Annotated in this window: 17 protein-coding genes, 1 riboswitch and 1 other annotated feature (1 of these 19 cut by a window edge); of the genes, 4 read left to right on the top strand and 13 right to left on the bottom strand. The window is 44.8% G+C overall.

The window, feature by feature from the left end:
- Positions 1 to 114, bottom strand: a binding site (T-box leader); it reaches 107 nt to the left of the window's first position.
- Between the two features lie 48 nt (positions 115 to 162).
- The 6 genes from GC098_RS26500 to GC098_RS26525 form a co-directional block, all read right to left on the bottom strand.
- Positions 163 to 1,029 carry an EamA family transporter gene (locus tag GC098_RS26500; RefSeq protein ID WP_171646204.1) on the bottom strand — a complete coding sequence of 289 codons (867 nt, stop codon included), beginning with the start codon at positions 1,027 to 1,029 and terminating at the stop codon, positions 163 to 165.
- 57 nt (positions 1,030 to 1,086) lie between these two features.
- Positions 1,087 to 3,324 carry a GDYXXLXY domain-containing protein gene (locus GC098_RS26505; protein ID WP_171646205.1) on the bottom strand — a complete coding sequence of 746 codons (2,238 nt, stop codon included), beginning with the start codon at positions 3,322 to 3,324 and terminating at the stop codon, positions 1,087 to 1,089.
- A 169-nt stretch (positions 3,325 to 3,493) separates the two neighbouring features.
- Complete coding sequence (locus GC098_RS40325) at positions 3,494 to 5,230, bottom strand: methyl-accepting chemotaxis protein (protein WP_171646206.1); 1,737 nt, start codon at positions 5,228 to 5,230, stop codon at positions 3,494 to 3,496.
- Positions 5,231 to 5,237: 7 nt separating this feature from the next.
- Positions 5,238 to 6,908: a pyridoxal phosphate-dependent decarboxylase family protein gene (locus GC098_RS26515; RefSeq protein ID WP_171646207.1), complete on the bottom strand. Its 1,671-nt coding sequence runs from the start codon at positions 6,906 to 6,908 to the stop codon at positions 5,238 to 5,240.
- Positions 6,909 to 7,001: 93 nt separating this feature from the next.
- Positions 7,002 to 7,087, bottom strand: a riboswitch (cyclic di-GMP riboswitch).
- Between the two features lie 399 nt (positions 7,088 to 7,486).
- Positions 7,487 to 9,289, bottom strand: a complete 1,803-nt coding sequence (locus GC098_RS26520; protein ID WP_171646208.1) for an ABC transporter ATP-binding protein — start codon at positions 9,287 to 9,289, stop codon at positions 7,487 to 7,489.
- Entirely contained in the window at positions 9,273 to 11,027 is a 1,755-nt protein-coding gene (locus GC098_RS26525; protein ID WP_171646209.1) for an ABC transporter ATP-binding protein, read from the bottom strand. The genes GC098_RS26520 and GC098_RS26525 overlap by 17 nt, the downstream gene beginning before the upstream one ends.
- A 184-nt stretch (positions 11,028 to 11,211) precedes the next feature.
- Between GC098_RS26525 and GC098_RS26530 the strand changes: the two genes are divergently transcribed.
- On the top strand, positions 11,212 to 11,418 hold the full coding sequence (locus tag GC098_RS26530) for a YrzA family protein (RefSeq protein WP_171646210.1): 207 nt from the start codon (positions 11,212 to 11,214) through the stop codon (positions 11,416 to 11,418).
- A 202-nt stretch (positions 11,419 to 11,620) separates the two neighbouring features.
- Here the strand turns inward: GC098_RS26530 and GC098_RS26535 are convergent, their stop codons facing one another.
- From GC098_RS26535 to GC098_RS26560, 6 genes are all read right to left on the bottom strand, one after another.
- On the bottom strand, positions 11,621 to 11,863 hold the full coding sequence (locus GC098_RS26535) for an HPr family phosphocarrier protein (protein ID WP_171646211.1): 243 nt from the start codon (positions 11,861 to 11,863) through the stop codon (positions 11,621 to 11,623).
- The gene (locus GC098_RS26540; RefSeq protein WP_171646212.1) at positions 11,860 to 13,293 is read right to left on the bottom strand and encodes an NAD-dependent malic enzyme; all 1,434 of its coding nucleotides are present in this window, start codon (positions 13,291 to 13,293) and stop codon (positions 11,860 to 11,862) included. The genes GC098_RS26535 and GC098_RS26540 overlap by 4 nt, the downstream gene beginning before the upstream one ends.
- A gap of 30 nt (positions 13,294 to 13,323) precedes the next feature.
- Positions 13,324 to 14,247 carry an AEC family transporter gene (locus tag GC098_RS26545; RefSeq protein WP_171646213.1) on the bottom strand — a complete coding sequence of 308 codons (924 nt, stop codon included), beginning with the start codon at positions 14,245 to 14,247 and terminating at the stop codon, positions 13,324 to 13,326.
- A gap of 95 nt (positions 14,248 to 14,342) precedes the next feature.
- Complete coding sequence (locus GC098_RS26550; RefSeq protein WP_171646214.1) at positions 14,343 to 15,869, bottom strand: tripartite tricarboxylate transporter permease; 1,527 nt, start codon at positions 15,867 to 15,869, stop codon at positions 14,343 to 14,345.
- A gap of 54 nt (positions 15,870 to 15,923) precedes the next feature.
- Positions 15,924 to 16,382: a tripartite tricarboxylate transporter TctB family protein gene (locus GC098_RS26555; RefSeq protein WP_171646215.1), complete on the bottom strand. Its 459-nt coding sequence runs from the start codon at positions 16,380 to 16,382 to the stop codon at positions 15,924 to 15,926.
- A 73-nt stretch (positions 16,383 to 16,455) separates the two neighbouring features.
- The gene (locus GC098_RS26560; protein WP_376773959.1) at positions 16,456 to 17,520 is read right to left on the bottom strand and encodes a Bug family tripartite tricarboxylate transporter substrate binding protein; all 1,065 of its coding nucleotides are present in this window, start codon (positions 17,518 to 17,520) and stop codon (positions 16,456 to 16,458) included.
- Positions 17,521 to 17,748: 228 nt separating this feature from the next.
- Between GC098_RS26560 and GC098_RS26565 the strand changes: the two genes are divergently transcribed.
- Both GC098_RS26565 and GC098_RS26570 read left to right on the top strand, forming a co-directional pair.
- Positions 17,749 to 19,380, top strand: a complete 1,632-nt coding sequence (locus GC098_RS26565; protein WP_171646217.1) for an ATP-binding protein — start codon at positions 17,749 to 17,751, stop codon at positions 19,378 to 19,380.
- Positions 19,355 to 20,068, top strand: coding sequence for a DUF977 family protein (locus GC098_RS26570; protein WP_171646218.1), 714 nt, complete (start codon positions 19,355 to 19,357; stop codon positions 20,066 to 20,068). The genes GC098_RS26565 and GC098_RS26570 overlap by 26 nt, the downstream gene beginning before the upstream one ends.
- A 416-nt stretch (positions 20,069 to 20,484) precedes the next feature.
- On the opposite strand, the gene GC098_RS26575 is transcribed toward GC098_RS26570, so the two are convergent.
- Positions 20,485 to 23,460 (bottom strand): family 78 glycoside hydrolase catalytic domain, encoded by a 2,976-nt coding sequence (locus GC098_RS26575; RefSeq protein ID WP_171646219.1) that lies wholly within the window; start codon positions 23,458 to 23,460, stop codon positions 20,485 to 20,487.
- 130 nt (positions 23,461 to 23,590) lie between these two features.
- Here GC098_RS26575 and GC098_RS26580 point away from each other — a divergent pair, with 130 nt between their 5' ends.
- The gene (locus tag GC098_RS26580) at positions 23,591 to 24,469 is read left to right on the top strand and encodes a helix-turn-helix domain-containing protein (RefSeq protein ID WP_171646220.1); all 879 of its coding nucleotides are present in this window, start codon (positions 23,591 to 23,593) and stop codon (positions 24,467 to 24,469) included.
- Positions 24,470 to 24,491 lie beyond the last annotated feature (22 nt).

Below are 24,491 nucleotides of genomic sequence, written 5' to 3' on the forward strand. Positions count from 1 at the left end.
TTCGGAAGACCATTTCCCAGGCCCGCTTCACTCTTGACATTCGTACCGGTTCCCACCTGCTCCGGCTCGCTGCGACTGTCCGACAAGAATTACTGTCCTGTTCACCAATGTTACTTATGAAATTAAGAATTTACTGAATATTACAGCAATACTAATGTGTTGTCAAGATGCAACTAATTTCATCATCATTATGCCAATGAACGCTAAAGCTAAGCCGGATTGCTCCATTTTCGAAAATTTATCCCTCAAAACAAACCGTGTATACAATAAGACTATCAATACATTAAGGGCAACGACCGCAGAAACTAACCCCGTTTTCCCCTGATCGAACGCATGAATAATGAAGATCATACCAATGACATTTGTAATCCCGATGACCATTCCAATCAGAAAGGTTCTGCGTTCGGTCCAACTGGCTGGCGCAGTTTCCTTTCCTTTATCCTTGGCCCTGTCCTTCAACCACCATAATCCAAAACAGCAAGTCCCCGTCGCAAACATAAAAAATAGCGTTGGAAATAATGGCGCAGAAACGATGGTAGTCCATTTACTAGACAAATCATTCCCGGCAAAAAGAAACAAAGCAAGCACTCCCCATCCGGCTCCTTGCAGGTTCTTTAATGTGATATCATTCGAGTATCGGACGAATAAGATACCTACAACGATCACAATGAAGGCAAAGAACTGCCATAAATTGAGTCGTTCATCCCAAAGTAGAAATGCGACGAAAACCACAACGACCGATGGTAAACCGGTGAGGATGGCAACTAACGAGGCTTTGCCTACCGCAAAGCCTTTGAACATACTGGCATTGGCTCCAAAGGAGAACAACCCCATCTGAACACCAATCAGAGTAGACACCGTCCACTCTTGCTGAGTAATAAGGGCGCAGCAAATGCTGACGAGCGCCCCCATAAAAAATGTGCCGCAGAGCAGCACATTCCGATTCAACGATTGCTGGCTGGTCCAATGATATAGAATGCCTCGCAGCCCAAAGCTGACAGCCGCAAGTACTGAAAATATAAGCCACATGAGAACAGTTACCCCTTTCTTTTAAGCAAAGATCGGGTAATTTTACCACATTAATCTTTATTGGACAACACTTGGTTGTAACAATAAACGCACAAGGATCGCATCGCCGCCAGCAGATACTTTTACTTCAGCAAATTTGGCGTCCCTTTCATATATACGGCCTGTTCCTTCCGGAATGAAATAAGTCTCAATGCCGAACTCAATACCCTCGTAACCGAGTTTTTTTCCATTCAAGCGAACCTCTCCCGGTGCTAATGTTTCACCTTTGGTGTACACGCGGCGGTATTCGTAAACACCTGTATCCTGGTTCGGAGCGAGAACGATTGTAATTTTCCCCTTAGAATCTGCATCTTGATTTTTATCTGCAAATAGAGGCGGCTCAGATATCGTATAGCGTAAACGCACATAATCACCCTGAATGAGAGAACGTGGATCAAGCGGTTCAAGCTGCAGTTTAATCAGCTGTCCGTGAGCAAGCAGCCACTCACTTTTGCCAATTTGTAAGGACATTGCCATGACTTGCAGCAGAACTAGCAGAGCAATGATCCAGCGGTTCATTGCATAATTAGAGTTAGCCTCTGGTTGTTCGCTTACTTCCAAGCGATGTCTTTTTTCATACCAAACTGTAAAGGCAAGAACCAAAATCCCGATGACCGCAAAGCTAATCGATTTGTGCAGAAGCTTCCAGGCCAGATCGTAATATTTGTATACTAGGAAAGCAATCCAGAAGCCCATTGACCATGCGTAAATCCATTTGATATACAGTTGTCTACTTATGACCAAAGCGAGAACTACGACGATAAAGAACAGCACATTGGCTATATAATACCAAGATGACTCCGCCATAAAAGTTAAGGCAAATAAAGTTAACAAAAATGAAGGAAAACTGCTGTAAAGAATAGGCTGTCTGACTCCCGCATTGGCTATGACCTGACAACTGGCAAAGATAACGAATAATAAAGCGGTAAGCACAGTAAGCACCATTATTCCGCTATCCATCCAATTGAAAAGTACGAAGGAAGCAATAATGACACCAGTAAGAAAGAAGAATATACGATGTACCACCCCAGCAATGTAGATGAAAGCTGCAACCGTAAGCGCTAGGAAAACCAAGAGAATAGTAACATTCTCTGTAAAAACAGCCGCTCCGGCGCCAAGCAGCAATCCACTAATGAGAATTGTGTATCGTACTAATGAATTTAGTTTTTTCGCTATGATCATCGCAATGACAGTGACAATACCAAAACCTATAAGCACATTCTCTGGTTCATCAAATCCTAGTACAACTGTAACGATCCCAATGATCGTCAAGCTTCCCAGAAGCGAACCAATAATGATGACCGAAACCGTGAGGACACGAACGACCCATTTGGTAAAATCTCCATCCGGCTTCGCATGATCAGAAGCTTCTAAATCTGAGCGATTTTCCGGATCCAAATGTTTGGATGCAGGATTCCAAGAGCGAATAAAGTTCATGAACTTCACATTCGCAAAGATGAACAAGATAATAAACAACAAACTGGCAATGAAAAAAATCTCGTTATAATGCTGGATGATAAGCTCGATATATTTGACTGTCACCGTGATCGATACCCACAATCCGGCAAACAATAGATAAGCTTTGTTCCTCGTCTTGTGTGTATAGTAAACGGCTACCGCAAGTACTAGAACGAGTGGTAGGTTCATTAAGACTCCGTGCTTTTCGTACGCTTGTGAATTTGAAGCCACGATCAAAACTGCCATCCCAACTTGAAAAGAGATCCATTTGAGAAAAGATGAGTGCAAACGCCCCCGCTCGGTCAGAACATACAAGATGCCATTCGCAATGGCGATTCCGAGCCAGATGGTAATTTGGATGATTTCCGCATCTGAGCTCCCTCCCCAACGTCCGAAGAAATAAATCCCATAAGCGAGATGACCTAAAATATACGCCAGTACATAGTAGGGCTGCCATCTAGTCAATAGGGCAAGTAAAAATGCCGGAATGAACCATACGGCGAACAAGCTGTAACTGTCAGCATGAGAATTGTAGGTTTGCCCAATGAGTCCGACACCAACACCGAACGAAATGCAGCTCCCGAACAGGCTAAGTTTACTTAGAAACTGCCTGCCATTTTGGCGAGAAAGCCATACAGATAAGCCGTAAAAGCCCATTATGAGCACAAAGACAGGAATGAGTTTCTCCCAGCGGTTTAATTTCTCCCAATTCGTAGCGAAAAAATATACAATGGCGGTTAGTAGAGCACTAGCTCCCAATACATAGCCTAGCCCAATCGTAACAAATTTGGATTTCATGATGATATTCCTCCTCTCGCTTACTTCTTATTGTACTAGAGATGTTCAGTTTGAGAAGTACTATCTATTCCTAGTACCAGATCATTAGCCTATGGATGACTACGACTTTAAAATAACAAAAAAGCCAGCACTAGGCTGGCAAGTAATCAAAGGAAGAAAACCTTTATATTCAATTTGCAATCTTAAAATTTTGAACGGAGCTTTGCAGCTGGGCAGCCATATCAGATAGTTGGCGAATCGCTGAAGTAATTTCTTGAATGGAAGCACTTTGCTCTTGAGCCGCCGCCGCCACTTCCTCGTAGCCTGCAGATTGTTCCTCCGTAATTCCAGAAATTTTCTGCATGGCGTTAGAAATGATCTCAAAGGATCTTTCTGCTCTCACTAAAGTATTGATCAAGTGGTCTGTCCGATTGGAGAAAACGGAAATTCCGTTAAAAATAACTTTAAAACTTTCATATGTATCGTTAATCCAGCTTTGACCTTGTTCAACTGCTTGATTTCCTTGAACAATGCTCTCCATGACAAGAAGGCTATCATTTTGTGTACTGGAAACGAGCTCGGTGATCGAGCTTGCGGCTTTCGTGGATTGCTCCGCCAGCTTCTTCACTTCACCAGCGACAACAGCAAAGCCTTTCCCTTGCTCGCCAACCCGTGCCGCTTCAATGGACGCATTCAAAGCCAGTAGGTTCGTTTGCTGTGCAATTTCGGTGATGATATGGATAATTTCCCCGATTTCCTTCGAGCGGTTTCCTAGCTGCTGCGCGGCTTCTTGGGAATGCTTCATCTCTTTCTGAATCACATTCATCTGATGTAGTGTCTTCTCAACAAGCTGTTGGCCTTCTGCAGATTGAGCACCTACCTTATGGGCCATTTCCTGCATCTCTTTGACTTCAGATGTTACCTCTGATAATTCCGTATTGATCTCAACGATTGATGAAGTACTCTCTGTAATGGAAGAAACAACTTCAGCAACCCCTTCGTTCATGCTATTCATAGAAACGGCAACCTGCCCGCTACTTGCGCTGGATTCGTCCGCAGACTGATACAATTGCGCACTTGTATTGGTAATAAGGTTGGATGAAGAAAATATTTGGCGGATCAGGGAATCTAAATTCTGACGCATCTCGTTAAAAGCATTAGCCAATTTACCGATCTCATCTACTCGCTGGATAGAGACTTGTGCAGACAAATCTCCAGCAGCAACCTTCTCTGTTACTCGCATCAGTTGAATGACCGGTCTCGTCACACTTCGACTTATGAAATAGGCTATCAGACCGCCTAAGACTATAACGATTAAGGTAATCGTAAAGGTTGTCCATAACAATTCTTGCTTCGTTTTGGGAACGACCGAGGCATCTAAATCAATGCCGACAATTCCGACGTTTTCACCTTTAGCATTTTTGAGAGGGACAAAGACCGATTTATGTATACCAAATTCGTCTTTGTAAATCTCACTGATCGTTAGTTTGTCATCCTTGATCGCATTGTTCATCTCTGGCGTAAAAGGATACTCGGTGCCGAAATCTTCATCAACGCCAGTTAAAATGACGATTTGATCTTTATTTTGAACTTTCTGTAAGACATAAACATTTTCAAGAGAGTCTTGCTTTTTAAATTGTTCAAACTGCTGTTTAATTTTAGTATAGGCCGGTTTATCTTTGCCTGTAATTTCATCTGCATGTTCAGGAATAGAAGTCATATATTTCGAAACATTTTCAATATTTGTGGTTAATCTTAGAACGAATTGATCCTCAAGCTTCGTTGTTAAACTTTTGCTGGCCAAATAGGAAGAGACAGTGAAGGCTGCGCATACGAATAGCAGAAGCAGTAAGATACTGCTCGTCATCTTCACCGCGATTTGTCCTCTGAACCAGTTTATTATTTTATTTGGAGCATGCTTTGCCACTTTTCAATTACCTCCTGCTTAATATCGATGTTTCGGAATATTTCTCATAGACTTGCGCTACAGTTTCCTTCAAATATTGAATAATTTCATGCACATGTTTTGTCTCCGTATAAGGGGAGATGACAAAAATCTTTGTCGCGTACAGAGCAATAGAATTAGCATCCTTCGTTTGAACAAGCAGATGCTTTTTGGTGTCGCCAAAGAATATGCGGTCGCGATGATTCCCAAGCATTTCGAATAAACGTTCGTTAAATTTATTATTCCGCTCAATTTCCTTAAGAGTGCACTTGCCCGAAATTTCATTCTGAAAATGCGGACTGCCTTCCGGATATATACGAAATAGTGTAATGATGCCAGGATTGTCGTTATTGACGATTTCAGCTTGAGGGATTTCTTGGCGCAGCGCTTCCCGGAAAGCGAGATTAACCTCAACGAACTGAGCCAGCAATTGCTGATACCCTTGAATGCCGAATGCAAGCAGAGCGCTGTATATACTAATGGAGCTAGCCATGCGCGAGCACTCCAACGTATACCCAGTATGATACTGTCCGTATCCCCGATGTCCGACATAGGGGGTTTCATCCGGATGCAGATCCATAAGTCTTAAATCGGCGGCATCCTTGACCAGAAATAGGCTTGTCAGGTAAGGGGTCTGCCCTAGCTTTTGAAAATCGAAGCAGAGCGAGTCGGCCAAATGCAAATGCTTCATCTTGCTTTGGATAGAAATTAAAGCCTGAGCGACATCTTTCTTTAATTCGAGTGGATTGGTGGCGAAATCATAGTCATTAAAGAAAGCAAAGAATGCACCTAAAGCAGAGTCTGCATGAATATGAGGTCTAAGCAACCCATGATGAACGGCTACCTTGTCAGACACAGCATAAATTTGCTCCAAATCGTCAATCCCCATGGCATCCGTCGTTCCTGTCGTAGCTACAATGTAAATCGGAATTCCGCCTCGTGCGATTACTTCTTCCATTTTAACTCGCAGATCATTCACATCCATGGAGCTGTCAGCATTCGTGCGAACTCTGATTAATCTATCGCTCCCTATTCCCGATGCCTCCATAGATTTAAACAAGCTGTAGTGAGCGGCTTCGGAACAAAAAGCATACAAGTTGTCGGGAACACCTTTTTGCAATGCGTCCGGAACGAATTTGGCGATCGCTATCCGGAGACCTGAGAATACAGCTCCTTGTCCGCCCCATGTCGTATATCCGCCGCTTTTCAACGCATCATAGCCTATTAATTTGGACATCATGCTGATTACTCTTACTTCAGCTTCAGCTCCGGCTGGGCCGTATACATCCCATAAATTGTTTCCGTTAACCAAAAACGCCGCAATCATGCCCATAATCCCCGGGATGCTTGCCATCGGCAAAATATTCGTTAAAAAATATTTCGTATGATAAGGATGATCATGCAGCAATTTCAATAACTCTGTATTAACTTCCTCTAAGGGGACGCTGCTATTAGGGATGGAGCTATCTCGAATCAGATTGTTATAAAAAGTCCCTGTTCGGTTTTTCTCGCCCTTAAGATTGACGCCGTCCGGGTTTTTGAGATCATCTACTCCTGTTACTAATTGTTCAATGAGTCGCAAAACCATTTGTCGCGTTTGTTGGTTTCCATCCTCACTGGGGAATAATTGCTGTACATTCGTTAGTCTTTTCTCTCTCATTAATTTCTCTCCTATCGATAGAATTGCTTGAAGAAAATGATCACAAAAAAAAGGAGAAACACAGGCATAAATGCCCTATTCCACCAATTGCTACAATGCAACTGGCTGACATATCCTTGTTGGATGTAGTCCCTCTAGCTTTGCGTCCCTATTTTTCAATAGGTTTGCCATTATAAAGTTGTAGGTGAAAATTCCCATCTTCGACAATAATCGACAGCAAAACTTTACAATTTTATACATTAGTATAGTATAGTAAACTAAATAAAACAACACAATTTTCCAATATGTAACTAAATTGCTTTTTTAACATTTTCCCCGACCAATGGTAAAATAGGATCAGATATCTCTTTACAAGACAGTTATACCAATCCATTTATGCTATAAACGATAGAGTCTTGCAGAATCCTTCTAGGACTTTTATCACGTCTTCAAAATGAGAAAATCTCTAACGAAGTCATTCATAGATGAGCGACCGCGTTTAGAGGTAGGTTTTATCGCAAAAAAAAGCTTCGTCACGACTTCCAAATAAGGAGCCGGACAAAGCTTATTTTCACACCCTCAGTTGCGGTGCATTCATGCTACGAAATGGTTTGTGCAGCATCCATATTCCCCTGTGAATGCAGATATAATTGCTCGTAGTAGCCACGGAGCGCAAGTAATTGAGCGTGGTTCCCTTCTTCAACAATTTTCCCCTGACTCATCACAATGATGCGGTTGGCATGCATAATGGTCGAGATGCGATGCGCGATGACAAGTGTCGTTCTTCCCTCGGCTACAACCTGCAGCGCGGATTGAATCAACTGCTCCGTTTGTGAATCCAAATTCGCTGTAGCTTCATCTAGAATCAGAACTTTCGGCTGGAATACGATAATTCTTGCGAACGAGATCAGCTGTCTCTCTCCTGCGGAAAGCCCGCTTCCTCTCTCGGATATGCGTGTCTCATAACCATCCTTCATTCGTGAAATGAGAATGTCTGCCCCAACCATCCGGCATGCCTCTATCACTTCCTCACGCGTTATGGTTTCATCGAACATCCGGACATTGTCCAAAATGCTGCCTGCGTATAAGTACGGTTCCTGCTGTACGAGTCCAACCATACGATGTAGTACGGCCTGCGGGATATCTCGAAGATCCGTGCCATCAATGCGGATACTTCCCTCCTGCACATCATAAAAGCGGCAAAGCAGACTAATCAGCGAGCTTTTACCAGCGCCAGTCGTCCCCACAATACCGATCATTTCGCCGGGTTCAATATGTAGCTCTAGATCCTCAATAACAGCTGTATCTTTCAAATAGCCAAAATGCACATGATTGAAATGAATGTCCCCCTTCACATCGGACAACGAGGGTGACGACACGCCTTCCTTATCCTTAACTTCCGGTTGAATGGAGAAGATATTCCATATTCGATTTACAGACACCGTCGTAGATTGAAGCGTATTCCACTGCTGAGTAATGTTATTAATCGGTTGAAAAAACTGCCGAATATACGTAATAAAAGCATACAAAACACCGAATTCAATCGTTTTATCGAAAACGGCAATACCGCCAATCCAAGTAATAAAGGCTACCGACAAATTACCCAATATATCAAAGGAACGATTGAACAAAACATTGGTACGAATTTCTCTCAAATTAGCACGAAAATACCCAAGATTCCGCTCAGTGAAGCGATTCATCTGTTCCTTCTCTTGATGAAAAGCTTGAATGAGATGCATCCCAGATAAATTCTCAGCGGCAAAAGCAACCATTTGAGACAGCTGCGTCCTCGAGAGCTGATAGGTTTTGCGCATATATCTGCGAAAACTAACCGCAATAATCACAATGATAGGGATCACGATCATGCTGTACATCGTTAGCTGCGGGTCCAAATGATACATCAGCACAATAATGAATACGAGTGTCATGCCATCACGCACCAAACTTAGAAGAACTTGGGTAAAAAACTGATTCAGCGTTTCTGTGTCACTGGAAACATGTGTAATCAGGCTGCCGCTTGGCGTCCGGTCATAATAAGACATCGACTGTTTAAAAATGTGCTCGAACAAATCCTTGCGTATTTTGGCGACGATGTTTTGGCCGGCAAACTGCAATAAATTGTTCTGCAGATAACTGAAGAATAAACTGCTGATAGATAGACCTGCATAGAACAAGCAAATGAGCAGCAGGGAGCGATAGTCATTTTTCCCAATCATCAAATTATCATCAATCGCGATCTTAACCAGATACGGCTGAAACAAATCAGCTGCTATCCCAAGTAATGCGCAAAATAAAACAGCTACAAAAGTAAACCTATGCGGTTTGGCATAAACGAATAAAAAACGAAAGGAAGATCGCGTCTTCTGCCGCTCCTCATTGCTTTTGTTACTCTGTTTGGGCATCGTCGCTACCTCCCTCTTGTATCGCATGAAGCTCAGCGTACAAGCCTTCTTGCGCAATTAGCTCTTCGTGCGTGCCGCGCTGCACAATCCTGCCTTCATGAAGCACGATAATCTCATCCGTATGCTTCAATGCGGAGATACGATGTGCGATCCAAATGGTCGTTTTGTTCAATCGCTCTTTGCGGATTGTATCGATGATGTGCCTTTCCGTCACAGAGTCTACAGCGCTTACACTATCGTCTAGAATCATTAAAGGAGAATCCTTAATAATCCCTCTAGCTAAGCTTGTTCGTTGACGCTGCCCACCCGATAAGGTGACACCGCGCTCACCCAGCTTCGTCTCAAACTTCTCAGGAAATGATGTAATGCTGGAGAGAATTTGTGCTTTCTTGGCAGCGCGTTCAACCTGTTCTAAGGGTGATTCTCTTTTATAAAAGGCGATGTTATCGCGGATGGTCGTGCTAAACAAAAACCCCTCTTGTGGAACGTAAGCGATTTGATTTCGCAAGCTTTCTAGTGTCACATCGCGAATATCCGTATCCCCAATCCATACCGTTCCCTCCGGTGGGTCGTATATTCTAAGCATTAGCTTCACCAAGGTCGATTTGCCACTGCCTGTTTTCCCGATAATGCCAATGGATTTACCAGGTTCAATCGTTAACGTTATGTCATGAAGCACTTCGTCTTCGTCATCTGGATAGGCAAAAGACAAGTGTTCAATCCGAATTCCCTCGTGATCGAGATCGGATATTTGAGCAAGCTCCTTTTGCACAATTTCGGATTTCAAATCGAGCAGCTCATTCATTCGTTCAAGCGAAGCTCGAGAGCGCTGCATGGCATTAATGACGCGGCCAATTTGCTGTAAAGGGTTTACCATCATCCGTATGTATAGCGTTAATTCAACGAAATGACCAATCGTAATCCGCCCTTGAATGGTCAAATAGCCCCCAAAAGCAATCGCGATGATCAGCGATATTGCGCCCAGAAACGGAATAAGTGCTTCAAATAAGGAAGATAGCCGAATCAATCTCAATTGGTTGTCGCGAATCCGATCTACCGTATCGCTGAATCTGCGAACCATGATCGGTTCCACCGCAAATTTCTTGGCTACCCGTATGCCTCCGAATTGCTCCTCGGCCGACTCCGTCATTTTGCCTAATGCTTCTTGTACCTGTAAAGAATGCTTTTTAATAATAGGCTGAAATCGAACGGTTAGAACAGGAATAAGCAATAAGGGCAATATACAGACGAGAATTAGATAAAGCGGGATCGAACTGAACAGCATCATAAGAATGACAGCCGTGATCAAAATCGCGGAGTTTACCACGTGGTTAATCCCCATGGAAATCGATTCTCGAATGACAGTTACGTCATTCATCACATAACTAAGCAGCTTACCAACGCCGTTCTTTGAATAAAATGTTGCGCCCAACTGTGTGAAATGGTTAAACAAGCGGTTTCTTGAAACAAACTCGAAGCGTCTTCCGTTACGCATGATCATGTACTGACCAATGGCTGCTAAAACACCGAATGTAACGCCAATCATCAGCAGCTTTAGACTGTAGTCAACAATTAGATTTTTGTTCAAAAGTTCTTGCTGCAGCTGGTCTGTAAACATGCCTAGCAGCTTGGGGTAATACGAGTGAACAATGTTACCTAAAGAAATGGACAATGCGGCTACAACGTACAACGGCCATTTCTCTTTGAAGAAATCAACCAATAACCGTGTAGACTTCAAAACGACATCACTTCCTACTACAAGTTTGTCTAGCAAATGAGGTATTCCCGACCCATCTGAACATGCGGTCATGTATCCCCTTACAGTATACGCCTATTCCTATGTACTTCCTATATCAGATATTGACGTTATAATAAGAGAAGTTGTCTAAACTTTACAACTTAGCTTAGGGAGGAGTAAGATCATGGACTTTATTTTGGATCGCATAGATAATAAAATCGAGTTTTTTCAAGCTTATGATATGAAAACGCTGGAACGGCAAATCAACGAACAAATCGATAACAACAAAGCTTTACTGCTGGACGTGTACGCAATTCAGCATCACATCGTGTTCGACCCGAACGCTGGTAAAATGCTTTACAGCGCAGTTGTGCATTTTAAGGTGAAGTAAATTTTTAACATACTTCATGCACATGGCTACGCTGTACAACTTGCTTTCCTAATCCCTTGCCATGAACAGAAGTATTGGGATAAAAAAACCTTCAACTCCACTTTAAAAGAAAGTGGTGTTGAAGGTTTTTTGCTCCAAGTTCGGGATTGCCTCACTTGGTGTTGCACTAGGTGTTTCCCTCAATGACAACCCATATCCCTATCTAAACTTCGCTTAGCGGAAGTCCATGTTTGATAAATAGTTGCTCCATTGCAAGCTTAGCCTTAGCTTCGTCGGGGCCATGAATTTCTAAGTGATACACCTCGTTGCTGAAAAGCGTAATGCTTAGACCGAGAATACTTTTGACATCGATAAAACGCTTGCCCACTTTGATAACAATGCTCGATTGAAATTGATTAGCCAACTGATTGATTTCTACAATCGCTCTTGTGTCCAGTCCACTCATATAGCTCCCCCTGACCTGAATTCGCGCGGCATTCTCCGAGCCACTCCGGTTCTTATTGCTGCTTCAATGACCCCTGTTCGAATACGTCTAACTACCTCTTGATTGAAAACACTCGGAATAATGTACAGTTTGTTCAATTCTTGCGGAGCTACAACTGAGGCGATGGCCGCGGAAGCAGCTAGTTTCATTTCCTCATTAATTGTTGTAGCCTGGCAATCTAATGCGGCTCGAAATATGCCTGGGAAGCATAGGACATTATTAATCTGATTCGGGAAATCAGACCTTCCAGTCGCTATTACTCCAGCAATGTCCTCAATTTCATCTGGATGAATCTCCGGTGTCGGATTCGCCATTACGAATACAATTGGATGCGGCGACATCCGCTCAACATCGACCCGCTTCAGCACACCCCCGGAGGATAAGCCGATAAATACATCGGCCCCTTCAATAATTTCGTGCAAGGAACCCGTTAGTCGATTTGGATTGGTTCGTTCCGCATACCAGTTCCACATGGGATTGCTATACGAACTGCTGCTCACCAAAGCCCCTTCTCGATCAACTCCGATCAATTCCTTGACACCTGCTGCGAGTAGTATGTTGGAGCAAGCTATGCCAGCTGCCCCAATTCCACAGATGACAACCTTAGCTTCATTAATCGATTTCCCAACGACTTTCAGTGCATTAATGAGCCCCGCATACAGAACAACTGCCGTCCCATGCTGGTCGTCATGGAATACAGGAATATCAAGCTCTTCGCGCAGCCTTTCCTCAATTTCAAAACAACGCGGCGAAGAGATATCCTCTAAATTGATCCCGCCAAAAGCAGGGGCTAAATTCTTAATCGTGGTAATGATTTCTTCCGTGTTTTGCGTGTCTAGGCAGATTGGAAAGGCATCGACATCCGCGAGCTGCTTGAACAGCATCGCCTTACCTTCCATGACCGGCATAGCCGCGTAGGGTCCGATATTACCCAAACCCAGCACCGCACTGCCATCCGAAACAACGGCAACCGTATTCCGCTTAATCGTAAGCTTGTACGCATTCTCCTGCTTCTCATGAATCGCCATACAAACTCGCGCAACATCGGGTGTATACACGCGAGACAGATCGTCCCGATTCTGAATCGGCACCTTCGGCTTCATTTCGATCTTGCCACCTAGGTGAAGTAGGAAGGTGCGATCCGATACATGAACAAGCTTTACACCCTGAAGCAACTTGATGGCGCCCGTGACGGCCTCCAACTGAACCTGTTCGGAAGCTGTGACGGTTATATCACGAACCGTCCAATTTGGACCTGTTTGGATAACGTCAATGGCAATAACATCCCCACCATTTTCCGTAATGACGGTGATTAATTGTCCAAAATGAACCGCTTCAGTTTGCAGCTCCACACGCAGAATAATGCTTTTGCCACCAATCGTGTCTTTCAAAATGAACTCCTCGTTTCTAGGGCATCATGCCTAAAATAATAGTTTCGATACATAAACGACTAAGGTAACAGTCAAGCTGCTGAACAAAGTAGAGAGCAGTACCACTTGAGCTGCGTATTCCGGGTGATTCCCGTATTCTAATGCAAATACCGCGCTGTTCCTTGACGTGGGAAACGAGCTGGCGATAAACAATGCTTGTGCCGTTGTACCTTCTAAATGAAGCAGTAAAATCAAGATTAGTGCGAGAATCGGTGAGACAACAAGTCTTCCGAGAAGGCTGAAAATAAGTACACTGCTAACATGCTTAAACTGCAAGTAAGCACTCTGTGCACCTAGCGTAACTAGTGCTATCGCAAGGAAAGCGTTAGATACATTCTGGAGAGGATGCCATATGAAAGCCGGAATTGGAATCGCCAGAATATGCATCAGCAACCCCAGTACAAATGCATGTATCATGGGATTTTTCAAAAGCTCCCGCAGCATCTTCTGCCCTTGGCTTTGTGCAGAAACCGCATTAACCAAGCCAAAGGTATTCGTTAGAAGGTTTTGATAAATAGTAACAATAATTTGAACAGATAAACCGACCGGGTTCCCTTGAAACACAAGCTGTGACACCGGCAAGCCGAAATTACCCGAATTGCTAAGCACTACACTATTCGAAAAGCTAGAGGACAAGCTTTTATCAAATTTAGCCAGTTTTGTTGTTCCTTTGCTCAGCGCGATAAGAGCGATACTTTGCAGAAGCAAAAAACTAACGATTTGCAGCAGCGTACTCCACTCCAGCTTACTTTGATAAATATTCGTAAAAGAGACGGCTGGAAGTAAGAAATACGCATTGAGCTTAGACAGTGTATGCATATCAAAATGAAATACACGATGCATGAAAGCCCCTGCTCCAATTAATAAAAATACAGGTACAATGACATTGAGCACGATAAGAAAAAGTATGTCCAACTGAATTCACTCCATGAAATGAAACCCCTAGTCCACAAAGTAGAGGCTGATTGGTATCAGAGCTCCACCCAGCATCATAGGGGTTTTCGTCCAACTTATGCTTCTTCGTTTACAAGAACATTTTTACCTCTCATCTTCAGGATTAAAGGAATCGTCAACCATAAGAAACCAATGATCAAGAAGATGAGGGAAACAGGTTTTTGTAAGAAAATCATGAAATCTCCATTCGAAATGGTCAATGCTCTGCGCATGTTATTTTCCAACATCGGCCCAAGAATAAGACCAAGTACCAGTGGCGCTAACGGGTAATCGTTTTTCGATAAGAAGTACCCGACAAGACCGCAGCCCATAATTAGGAGCAAATCAAACGTTGAATATTGAACTGCGTACACACCGAATACGGAAAACACGATAATTAATGGAATCAAATATTTCGTTGGTGTTTCAATGACTTTGGCAAACACTTTGACGAGCGGCATATTCAGAATAAGCAGCATCAAGTTACCCACGAACATACTGGCAATAACGCCCCATGCGAGCTGCGGGTGATCTTGGAATAACAAAGGACCCGGTTGAACATTGTACATAATGAAAGCACCCATCAGAATAGCAGTTGTCCCGGATGAAGGAATGCCAAGTGTCAAAAGTGGAATCATGGCGCCGCCTGACGCCGCATTATTCGCAGCTTCCGGAGAAGCTACACCTTCAATGGCACCCTTCCCGAATTTCTCGGGATTTTTACTGATTTTCTTTTCTACAATGTAAGCGAAAAAGGAGGCAAGAATAGCACCGGCTCCAGGCAAAAGCCCGATGAAAAATCCAAGAACTGAGCCTCGAGCGATAGGTGCCGCGCTATCTTTCAAATCCTGCTTGGTCGGTAGGATTCGATTGATTTTAGCCAATTCACCATCGTTTCCTTCACGCTGTAGAATGGTCTTGAATACTTCACCGACAGCGAATGTACCTACGGCCACGGTAAGGAATTCCAAGCCTTGATAAAGCTCTGGAATATTAAATGTAAAACGTTCAACGCCGGATACATTATCAATCCCGATCGTTGCGAGCAGCAGCCCGAATGCTGTCATCATTAAAGCTTTGACCATGGATTTTCCAGCTAGACCGCTGATTGCGAGTAAGCCGAGAACCATGAGAGAGAAATATTCAGCAGGACCAAACTTGATGGCAACTGCCGACAAGGGCCTAGCAAGGAAGATAAGGCCTATTAGAGAAATAATGCCGGCAGCAAAGGAACCAATCGCTGAAATCGCAAGCGCCGCCCCGGCTCTGCCTTGTTTTGCCATCTGATAACCATCTAGGGTCGTTACTACGGAAGAAGATTCCCCCGGTGTATTCAGCAGGATGGAAGTCGTCGAACCTCCGTACATCGCTCCATAATAGACACCAGCAAGCAGAATAATGGAGCTCGTCGCGGCTTCTTCAGGACCTAATCCTGCGGTCATTGTCGCTGTAATCGGGATTAACAGAGCTACACCACTCATGGGTCCAATCCCTGGTAGGACACCTACCACTGTACCAATTAATACGCCTAGAAAAACAAACACGACATTGTGCCACTGCATTGCAGTACCCAAGCCATGAAGCACATAATCAATCGTGCTCATTTCAATAACCTCCTTAGAGCTTGCTTTTTAGCAAACCCACTGCGTAAGCGATTCTTAGAAGCCTAACCAAGTTGGGAATCCAGGAAGAGATCCATCCAATCCATTCACATACAGCGTATACACCCCATAGGAAAATGCAGCTGAGATCAAAAGCGAAACCCAAACTCTACCTTTTTGCATCGTTTGGAACCCAATCATTAAAAAGAGAAACGTGGAGATGACGAATCCGATATCTTCGAGAAATAACGCATAAAGAACTGCTGAAACGAAAATGATACCAAATCTTTTGAAATCCAAATTTTCTTTATGTTTTTTCGTTTGCTGCTTCCGGAACGTATCATAAATGAGACGAATGCTCATTAATGCTAAGAAAGCCCCCAGCATCATTGGGAATATATTAGCGCCTACATTACTGCCGTATGCACTTGTTGAAATACTCCTGCTGCCGATCACAAATGTGGTGCCGATAGCGAAAAAAACGATACCTGCATAACGGTCAAACATGGTGTTCATCTGTTCTCAACCTCCCGCCCTTCGTGCATGGGAAGAAGGCAAATTCGCTTCTCCCCAGCATCCCAAGACTCTCTTATTTCTGCATACCCAAAGCTGTCAACATATCTTTCAATTGCGTTTCTTGCTGACCTAGGAAAGTTTTGAAATCATCCGCTTTTTTATAGTCAGTTTCCCAGTTGTTCGCTGTCATTTCTTTTTTCCATGTATCGGAATCAACCATTTTCTTGATCGTATCTTCCCAGAACTTTTTCGCACCCGCATCCATATTCTTAGGTCCGAAGAAACCGCGCCAGATTAAGAACTCAGCGTCAACACCTTGTTCTTTCATCGTTGGAACATCTTTCATGCTGCCACCAAGTCGTTGTGGTGATGCCACCGCCAGTATTCTGATCTTGCCAGCTTTCACATACTGATCCAAGGAAGATGCATCGGTTCCGAGCACATCCGCATTACCGCCGAGCAAAGCTGTTACCGCTTCCCCGCCGCCATCATAGGATACGTATTTCACCTTTTTCGGGTCGATACCGTATTTAAAGGCAGGAAGAATGGAAACCAGATGATCCATGGAGCCAGGTGCAGAACCGCCAGCAACCGTCAGTTTCGTAGGATCTGCTTTCAAATCATCCAATAGTGATTTCAAATCTTTATATTTCGAGTTTGCCGCAACCGCAACTGCGCCATAATCCTTCGTCAATTGAGCAAGTGGCGTTGTATCGGCATAACCATATGGCGTGTTACCTTCTTTTTTCAGATGGTTAATAAGAATCGGTGGTGAGCTCACGAACAATTTGTAATTGTCTTTCACATCTTTCGTGGCATATTCCGCCATGAAAACGGCGCCGCCTCCACCCGGTTTATTTTCAACCGAAATCGGTTTATCAAGCGCTTTCGTTTCCGACAATACTTTGGCAATCGTACGAGCCGTCATATCCCAACCGCCGCCTGCGCCGGATGGTGCGATGATGCTCAGCGCTTTTTCTGGATATTTGGATGCTGCTTGTGCTGGTGCTGTTGTTTCTTTGGCCTTGTCACTCGTTGCGTCTGTTGGTTTAGCTGCCCCATTACCGCATGCTGCTAAGGAGATTGCTAATAAACTGATCGATGTTACTTTCAAAGATGCTGCTAAGACATTTTTTATCAAATGAAACCCCTCCAACTTTTTGGTGTTATGCGTGAATCCGCTTTCTTTGAAGCGCTTTCAGAATATCACCTGAATAGAAAATTGAATAGTTTAACAAGATTAATTATAATAACGTCGTTTTGGGCATTTTGTTCATATTGTTCACGGCAGCTCCAACGCGTTTTCCCTCAAAATGAGAGCGCTTTATGATACAATACTAGCAAAAACGGGGGGCTTTAACTCGGAATGAGGCTGCAAACCAAGCTGATCTTGATTATTTGTTCACTGCTTGTCTTCATCATCCTAAGTCTAGGCGGCATATTCTATTACTTGATGACCTCCGCCCTTGAGGAACAAATTGGTACACGCGCCTTGAAGGTAGCCGAAACAGTGGCAAGTATGCCTGAAATAAGGCATGCCTTTCAATTAAATGACCCCTCAGCCGTCATTCAACCCATTGCGGAGACGGTACGTGAGAAAATAGATGCGGAATACATCGTTGTTGGGAACCGCGAAGGTATCCGTTATTCGCATCCTCTGCCTGACCGAATAGGCAAAGAAATGGTCGGTGGAGACAACGGTCCCGTTCTCGAGGGGCAATCCATTATTTCCAAGGCAATTGGATCTCTCGGTCCCTCACTCCGCGGCAAAGCTCCGGTATTTGGCGACAATGGCCAAGTGATCGGTATCGTATCCGTTGGCTTCCTGACAGAGGACATTGCACTGATTACTACAGCGTATCAAACACGAATCGAGATGATCTCTTTGATCGTTCTCATCATTGGACTTGTTGGTTCTGTCCTCATCGCCCATAACGTCCGTCGTTCCATCCATGGCTTGGAGCCCAAGGAAATCGGCGCATTATATACCGAAAAGAAGGCAATTCTAGAGTCCATTCGCGAAGGTATCATTGCGGTTAATCGTGAGGGTATTATAACGATGGCAAACCGCTATGCGCTTCAGCTGCTTCAGCTGCCTGTCACGGCAAAGATTACTGGAAGACAAATTGAAGACGTTATATCGAATACGAGATTGTATGAAGTCGTTCGTTCGGGTAAAGCCGAATTTGACCATGAAATGCTCATTGGCGACCATGAGGTGATTGTGAATCGGGTACCGATTATTGAGCGTAAATTAGGCGTGACCGGTGCAGTTTCAAGCTTTCGCAGCAAATCAGAGCTGTATCGATTGGCCGAAGAACTGTCTCAGGTCAAACGCTTTGCAGAGGCACTTCGCGCACAAACGCATGAATTTTCGAACAAGCTGTATGTCATCTCTGGGCTTATCCAACTCGAATCCTATCAAGAAGCTGTTGAACTTATCTCCCGGGAGGCCGATGTGCATCAGAATTGGGTACAGTTCATTATGCAAGAAATCCCAGATCCCATGATTGGCGGGCTGCTCATTGGCAAATTTAATCATGCTCAGGAATTAAAGATAACCTTCGAAATTGATCACGAAAGCTCATTCAGCGACATCCCAGCTCAGATTGATCGAAATATGCTCGTCACCATCATCGGTAACCTAGTTGACAATGCCATGGAAGCAGTGCTTGCTGGTGGCGACCAGACGGAGCCGTATGTGAAATTATTTCTAACCGACCTTGGTGAGGATCTTATTATCGAATGCGAGGATCGAGGCGGTGGAATTCCTGAGGAAACGAGTATGGCCGTATTTGAAAAAGGCTTTTCGACCAAAGAAGGGGAACACCGCGGCATTGGACTCGCTTTGGTCCAGCATGCCGTCGGAAAGTTGAGTGGGTATATTACATTTCATCAAAACCCCGCAGGCGGTACAATTTTCACCGTTGCGATTCCCAAGATCCCTGATCTCAAAGAAAGGAGTCTGCCCCATGGAACACCAGAATCAAACCGTTGAAGTATTAATTGTTGAAGATGATGTGAAAATAGCCGAGATTAACAGACGATTCATAGAAAAAGTAGATGGATTCCACGTTGTCGGTATCGCCACGGATCTGGGTCAAGCCAAGGAACAGTTGGAAATTCTGACTCCGAACCTCGTCCTACTCGATGTCTATTTACCGGGCGCAAACGGCTTAGAGATGCTTTCCTTTATTCGGCAGCATTACCGGGAAACAGACGTCATTATGATCACGGCTGCCAAAGAAATAGACGCCATTCGTGACGCTATACGGAGCGGTGCGTTTGATTATATCATCAAACCGCTCGTCTTTAATCGGCTTCAAGAAACGCTATTGCGCTATCTGAATTTCCATCGTGAACTGAGTCGGATGAACCAAAGCGGTATGATCAATCAGAGCGATGTTGATCGCCTCATGTCTGGAACTTCCAAGAAAGAATCCAACTTGGACACCACGTTCCTGCCCAAAGGGATTGACAAGCTCACATTGGTAAAAATCGTACAAGCGATTTCGAGCGCATCCGGCGGCTTGACCGCTGATCAAATCGCCAAAGAAATCGGTGTCAGCCGCTCCACCGGCCGTCGCTACCTCGAGCACTTAGTCAGCTCGGGCGATTTATACGCCGACCTGTCTTACGGTGTGGTCGGCCGGCCGGAGCGGGTGTACCGGAGGAAAAAAGCTTGATGGTAGGTACTGTGCTTATTAGACCGTTGCTGTAACGCTGAAAACTAGCTTTACAGCTTAGATTTGCGATGCTTCGTGACAGACCCGCGTGTCCGGGCAGAATAAGCGCGGAAAACGCGCTTATTCGGACGCCCCCGAACAAATAAGCTGGGAAAACGACTAGATCGCGGCTGTACGATGAAAGCCAGCATAATCATCCATCGTCAATGTAATACCCTCGCATACACCTCCCATTTGATCTGAAACATCCCTTTTCGGTCCTCTCAGCTCCATTTAGCTACTTTTCAACTTCTGAGAAAACTTTTATTTTGCTCTCTCGCGAAGTATATCTGTTAAAAGTGTACGATGCGCTTATCCCTTAAACAAAAAAAACTGCCCCTCAAGGTTATGACCTTTTGGGACAGTATCTCTCATTCTCACACCTCGTGACGCTCCACAATCCCGTCCATGCCGTCCGGGATGCGGATCTCCACTTCCACGCTGCGCGGCGCCCAAACCTGCAGCCGCATCACGCGTCCGTCCTCCTCGAGTCGCCAAGCGACATCGATCCGTCCCTCCTGCGGCAGCGGAACAGTGCCCCTCGCCCACTGCAAATCTGCAGGCTGCGGGGCAACAACGACCTTCCGCCAGCCTTTGTCGGCAGGAGTAACACCAAGCACATGCGCGCCTAAGAAATAGCCCGGCGCTGCCGACCACGCATGACAGTGACTGCGCGTAAGCATGTCAGGGTTCGCTCTATTTTCCGCGAAATTCGGGTACATTTCCCAGCAGGTCGTGGCGTCATATTCAATCATTTGCCCAAAATGCTGTCTCATATCTGTGATCATACGATCAATCCCAGTGCGGCCCATTTTCGCGAGAGCCTCATAATAAAAGAAGGACATAAACGGACTGCCGATTTGAACAAAATCTGTCGGCGGAGCAAACAAATATGTCTTCATCTGCTCTGCGCGTTCACCCTCAGCGACACCACACAAGTAGGCAATAACCTGCGTCTGCATACTGAAAACAGTCGAAGCACGGCCATTCGCATGGATACAATCCAAATATGCACTGCGTTCCTCACTCCATAAATGCTTGTTAATAGCTTGACTCAGACGAAGTGCTTTCCCCTCATATTCAGCTGCTTCTCCCACATCGCCAACGGCTTTCGCCAACTCTGCCGCGCTTCGCAGCGTTTTGACCAGAATCATATTCTGGTGGGTGACCACCCCATTATTCGGCTGATCAATTGGTGCCCAGTCCAGCAAGTTCCAGCCTTTTATGAACAACAATCCACGATCATCCAATTTTTGTTCATAATGTTCAAGGGTAAAACGAATATGCGGCCATAAATCTCTCGCAAAAACCTCATCCCCTGTATGCTCGTAATATTCACAGCTGGCCAGCGCCCAAAAAAACGTCCAGTTCGGAATAACGCTGCTCCAAGCACTAGGAACCTGATCCACGTATAAAGGTGTTTGTGTTCTGGAACCAGGCACTAACCGCAAACAACGCTCGACAATCTCCGTAGCTCCGAACACGTAATAATTGACTAATGCCTCGTTACGGCTGTCCCCAACCCAGAAAACCTGTTCATAGGCCGGACAATCAACGAACGTATCTTCCATACAAAGTCGAGTTGTGTGCTTACTAATCTGCCATATATCGTTCAAAAGCGCATCAGAACTCTGGAACTTGCCTATCTCGGCTATGGGATAATTACTTTGCTGCACCTGTACGCCATACATTTTGACTGCTCTTGCCGCATTCCTTACCGTAACCATCAAATATCGGAATCCTCTCCGCACATAAGAGGTATACGATTGACGTCCTTCCGAACACGTGTATCTCAGCGTATTGTCTAAATCGAACGTGTCTTGACGCCAACCGTCGCGCATATATTCATAGCCATAGAAATCAAGTATGGTTCCTTCAGCAGCATCTACTTCAAATTGTATAAATCCCGATAACTCACGGCCAAAATCAAGGATAAATTCCGTATCTGAACCCTCATATCTCGGCAATATTGCTGGATTCACACTTGGGATAACTGCCTGCTGCAAAGGGTACGGCACAGCTTGCGCCAGCGCTTCTTTTTTCCAGACACTGAGTGCAAAGATAGAATCCCTGCTCACCAATTCCAGTGGGAAAGGGCGAATCCTATCCGTATAGCGACTCAGGTCCTTAGCAGTAGAAAGACTCCGAATCTCTACATACGTGTTAAAAGCGGGATAGGCTTCTGCTTCCAATTCATCCCCTCGATCATCCCCCGCTGAAGAAGAGCCATAGCCTTCATAAGGGTGCAAAGAATCACTGCTTTCCTGGTGATCAATGCATTCAAAAGATGCAAAAGGACCAATTGAAATAAATGGTGAAGTATCGATGCCTGCTTCCCCTAAAGGAGAAACGACCTCAAAATAAGCATCGCAATCAATGCCCAACTGCAGCGTTCGGCCATGATCAACGCCAGTCGTCTCCAACAAGATGAGATTGTCTCCTGCCTTCAGTTCTATCTCGGCATACCTTTCCGGCAATACCCCCGTATAACGCTCCGGTTCCAGCCACTCTCCATTCACGCTGCATCCCTTCACAGTGCTCGGCTGTACGATTCCTAACACAGCTTTTGCTGCCTTCTCGGTTCTCACTACCGTTGCCATATACCCAGCAAAACCCACTGGATTCGCATGATTCACACTCTCTGGCACCATTTGATTACGGACATCAATCGAAGCAGTCCATGCAACGGGCTTTACCTGGTGGAGGGATTCAATCCGAACAGGCCACACGAGTTCCTCAGTAAGGAATGGAATATCTCTCGGCACAAGACTGCTCCAAGGCTCTATACCAACAGCTCCAATGATTGTGGCTTGACCCCATGCAGAATCATCGTAATCTGGCAAATACCAATCCATTGACCAAGCGCTCGCATCCATCCGCTCAGCATAGCCTTGCTGACATGACATCCGCCCAGAGCGGCTATCATACCCAAGATGCAGCGAGGTTTTCCAGCTTTCATCCGTCACCAGCTCTACGACAGAATGACCCTCATGCTCACACTCCACTTGCACAAACAAACCGCCGCGTCCGCGCAAATAGTAGAAATTGGACACACCGAAATGGAGCACCATGACCCCAATCACATTAGGTCGTCCTTTGTGCAGCAAGTGTCCAATTTCGTATGTATCATAGGACTGCTCGAATGGCCATGAGCGAACAGGACCTCGTCCCACTTTGGTTCCATTCACATATAAAGCGTATCGCGAATCTGCCGTTATGGATATTTTTGCTGCTCCCCAGCCTTCAGAACCCACATCGAATGTCTTTCTGAAACACCGCCACTCATTTCGTGGACTTACCTCACCATTACCCCAAACCCATTGTGCTTGCCAGTCGATTTCTAATTGTCTCATTTCAGCTGCCTCCACCTAAAATAATGATTGTTACTTCGATGCCTTTATTTTATGATGAGAGCGTACTCATTTTTAGGGTTAATTCCGACAATCATTAGGGTCTTAATTGACATAACAGGAGTAAAACGAAATGACCATTAAACGAAGCATTATCGAAACACCCGGCGATCAATTTTTCCTTCCGGAACTTCCGCTTTACGTCAACCGCGTTCACGAATCATTTGAAATGCTGCAGCATACGCACGATTTTATTGAAATTAGCTATGTAGCTGAGGGCAGCGGTGCACATTACATTGACAATACCTCATTACCTGTTTCTAAAGGTGATCTCTTCTTCATACCGGTTGGTGTCTCCCATGTGTTCCGCCCATCATCAATTGCTCAGAAAAAAAACCTTGTAGTTTACAATTGCATTTTCACCCAGGAATGGTTGAACCAATTATTTCACTCGCAATTGAATGGAAGTAAAGAGGAATTCAACGTCCTGTTCACGCAGGCAACCGAACAGTCGACTTGGCTTTCTTTTAAAGAACGCAATGGGGAATTCCAGCCTCTTTTTGAACGATTGCATTTCGAATATAACGCCCATCGCAGCGGCTTTATGACGATTTTACAAACTTGTGTGGCACAGCTTCTTGTTTACATGTATCGCTCCAAAATGGATTTCACACCGGAAGCGTCCAAAGCGAGCCTTCAGGACTTAGATAGTCTACTCGCCCATATTCGCGGGCATTGCAGCAGCCCAATCTCGCTCACCGAAGCTGCCGCCAGATTGACGATCAGCGAGCGTCAGCTTCATCGCCAGCTTAAAAAGCATACGGGAATGTCCTTCATGGAGTACGTGCAGCACGCGCGAATTGAAGCCTGTTGTCAGCAATTACGAGCGAACGATCACAAGATCAGCGATGTCGCTGCAAGTGTCGGTTATCAGGATATGAAATTTTTTAACCAGCTTTTTAAAAAAATGACCGGTGTCACTCCCAGCCAGTACCGACAGCAGAATAAATAAACGAAAAATGCCTCTCCATCAT

This window comes from Paenibacillus phytorum, from assembly GCF_013141715.1.
Classification (GTDB): domain Bacteria; phylum Bacillota; class Bacilli; order Paenibacillales; family NBRC-103111; genus Paenibacillus_E; species Paenibacillus_E phytorum.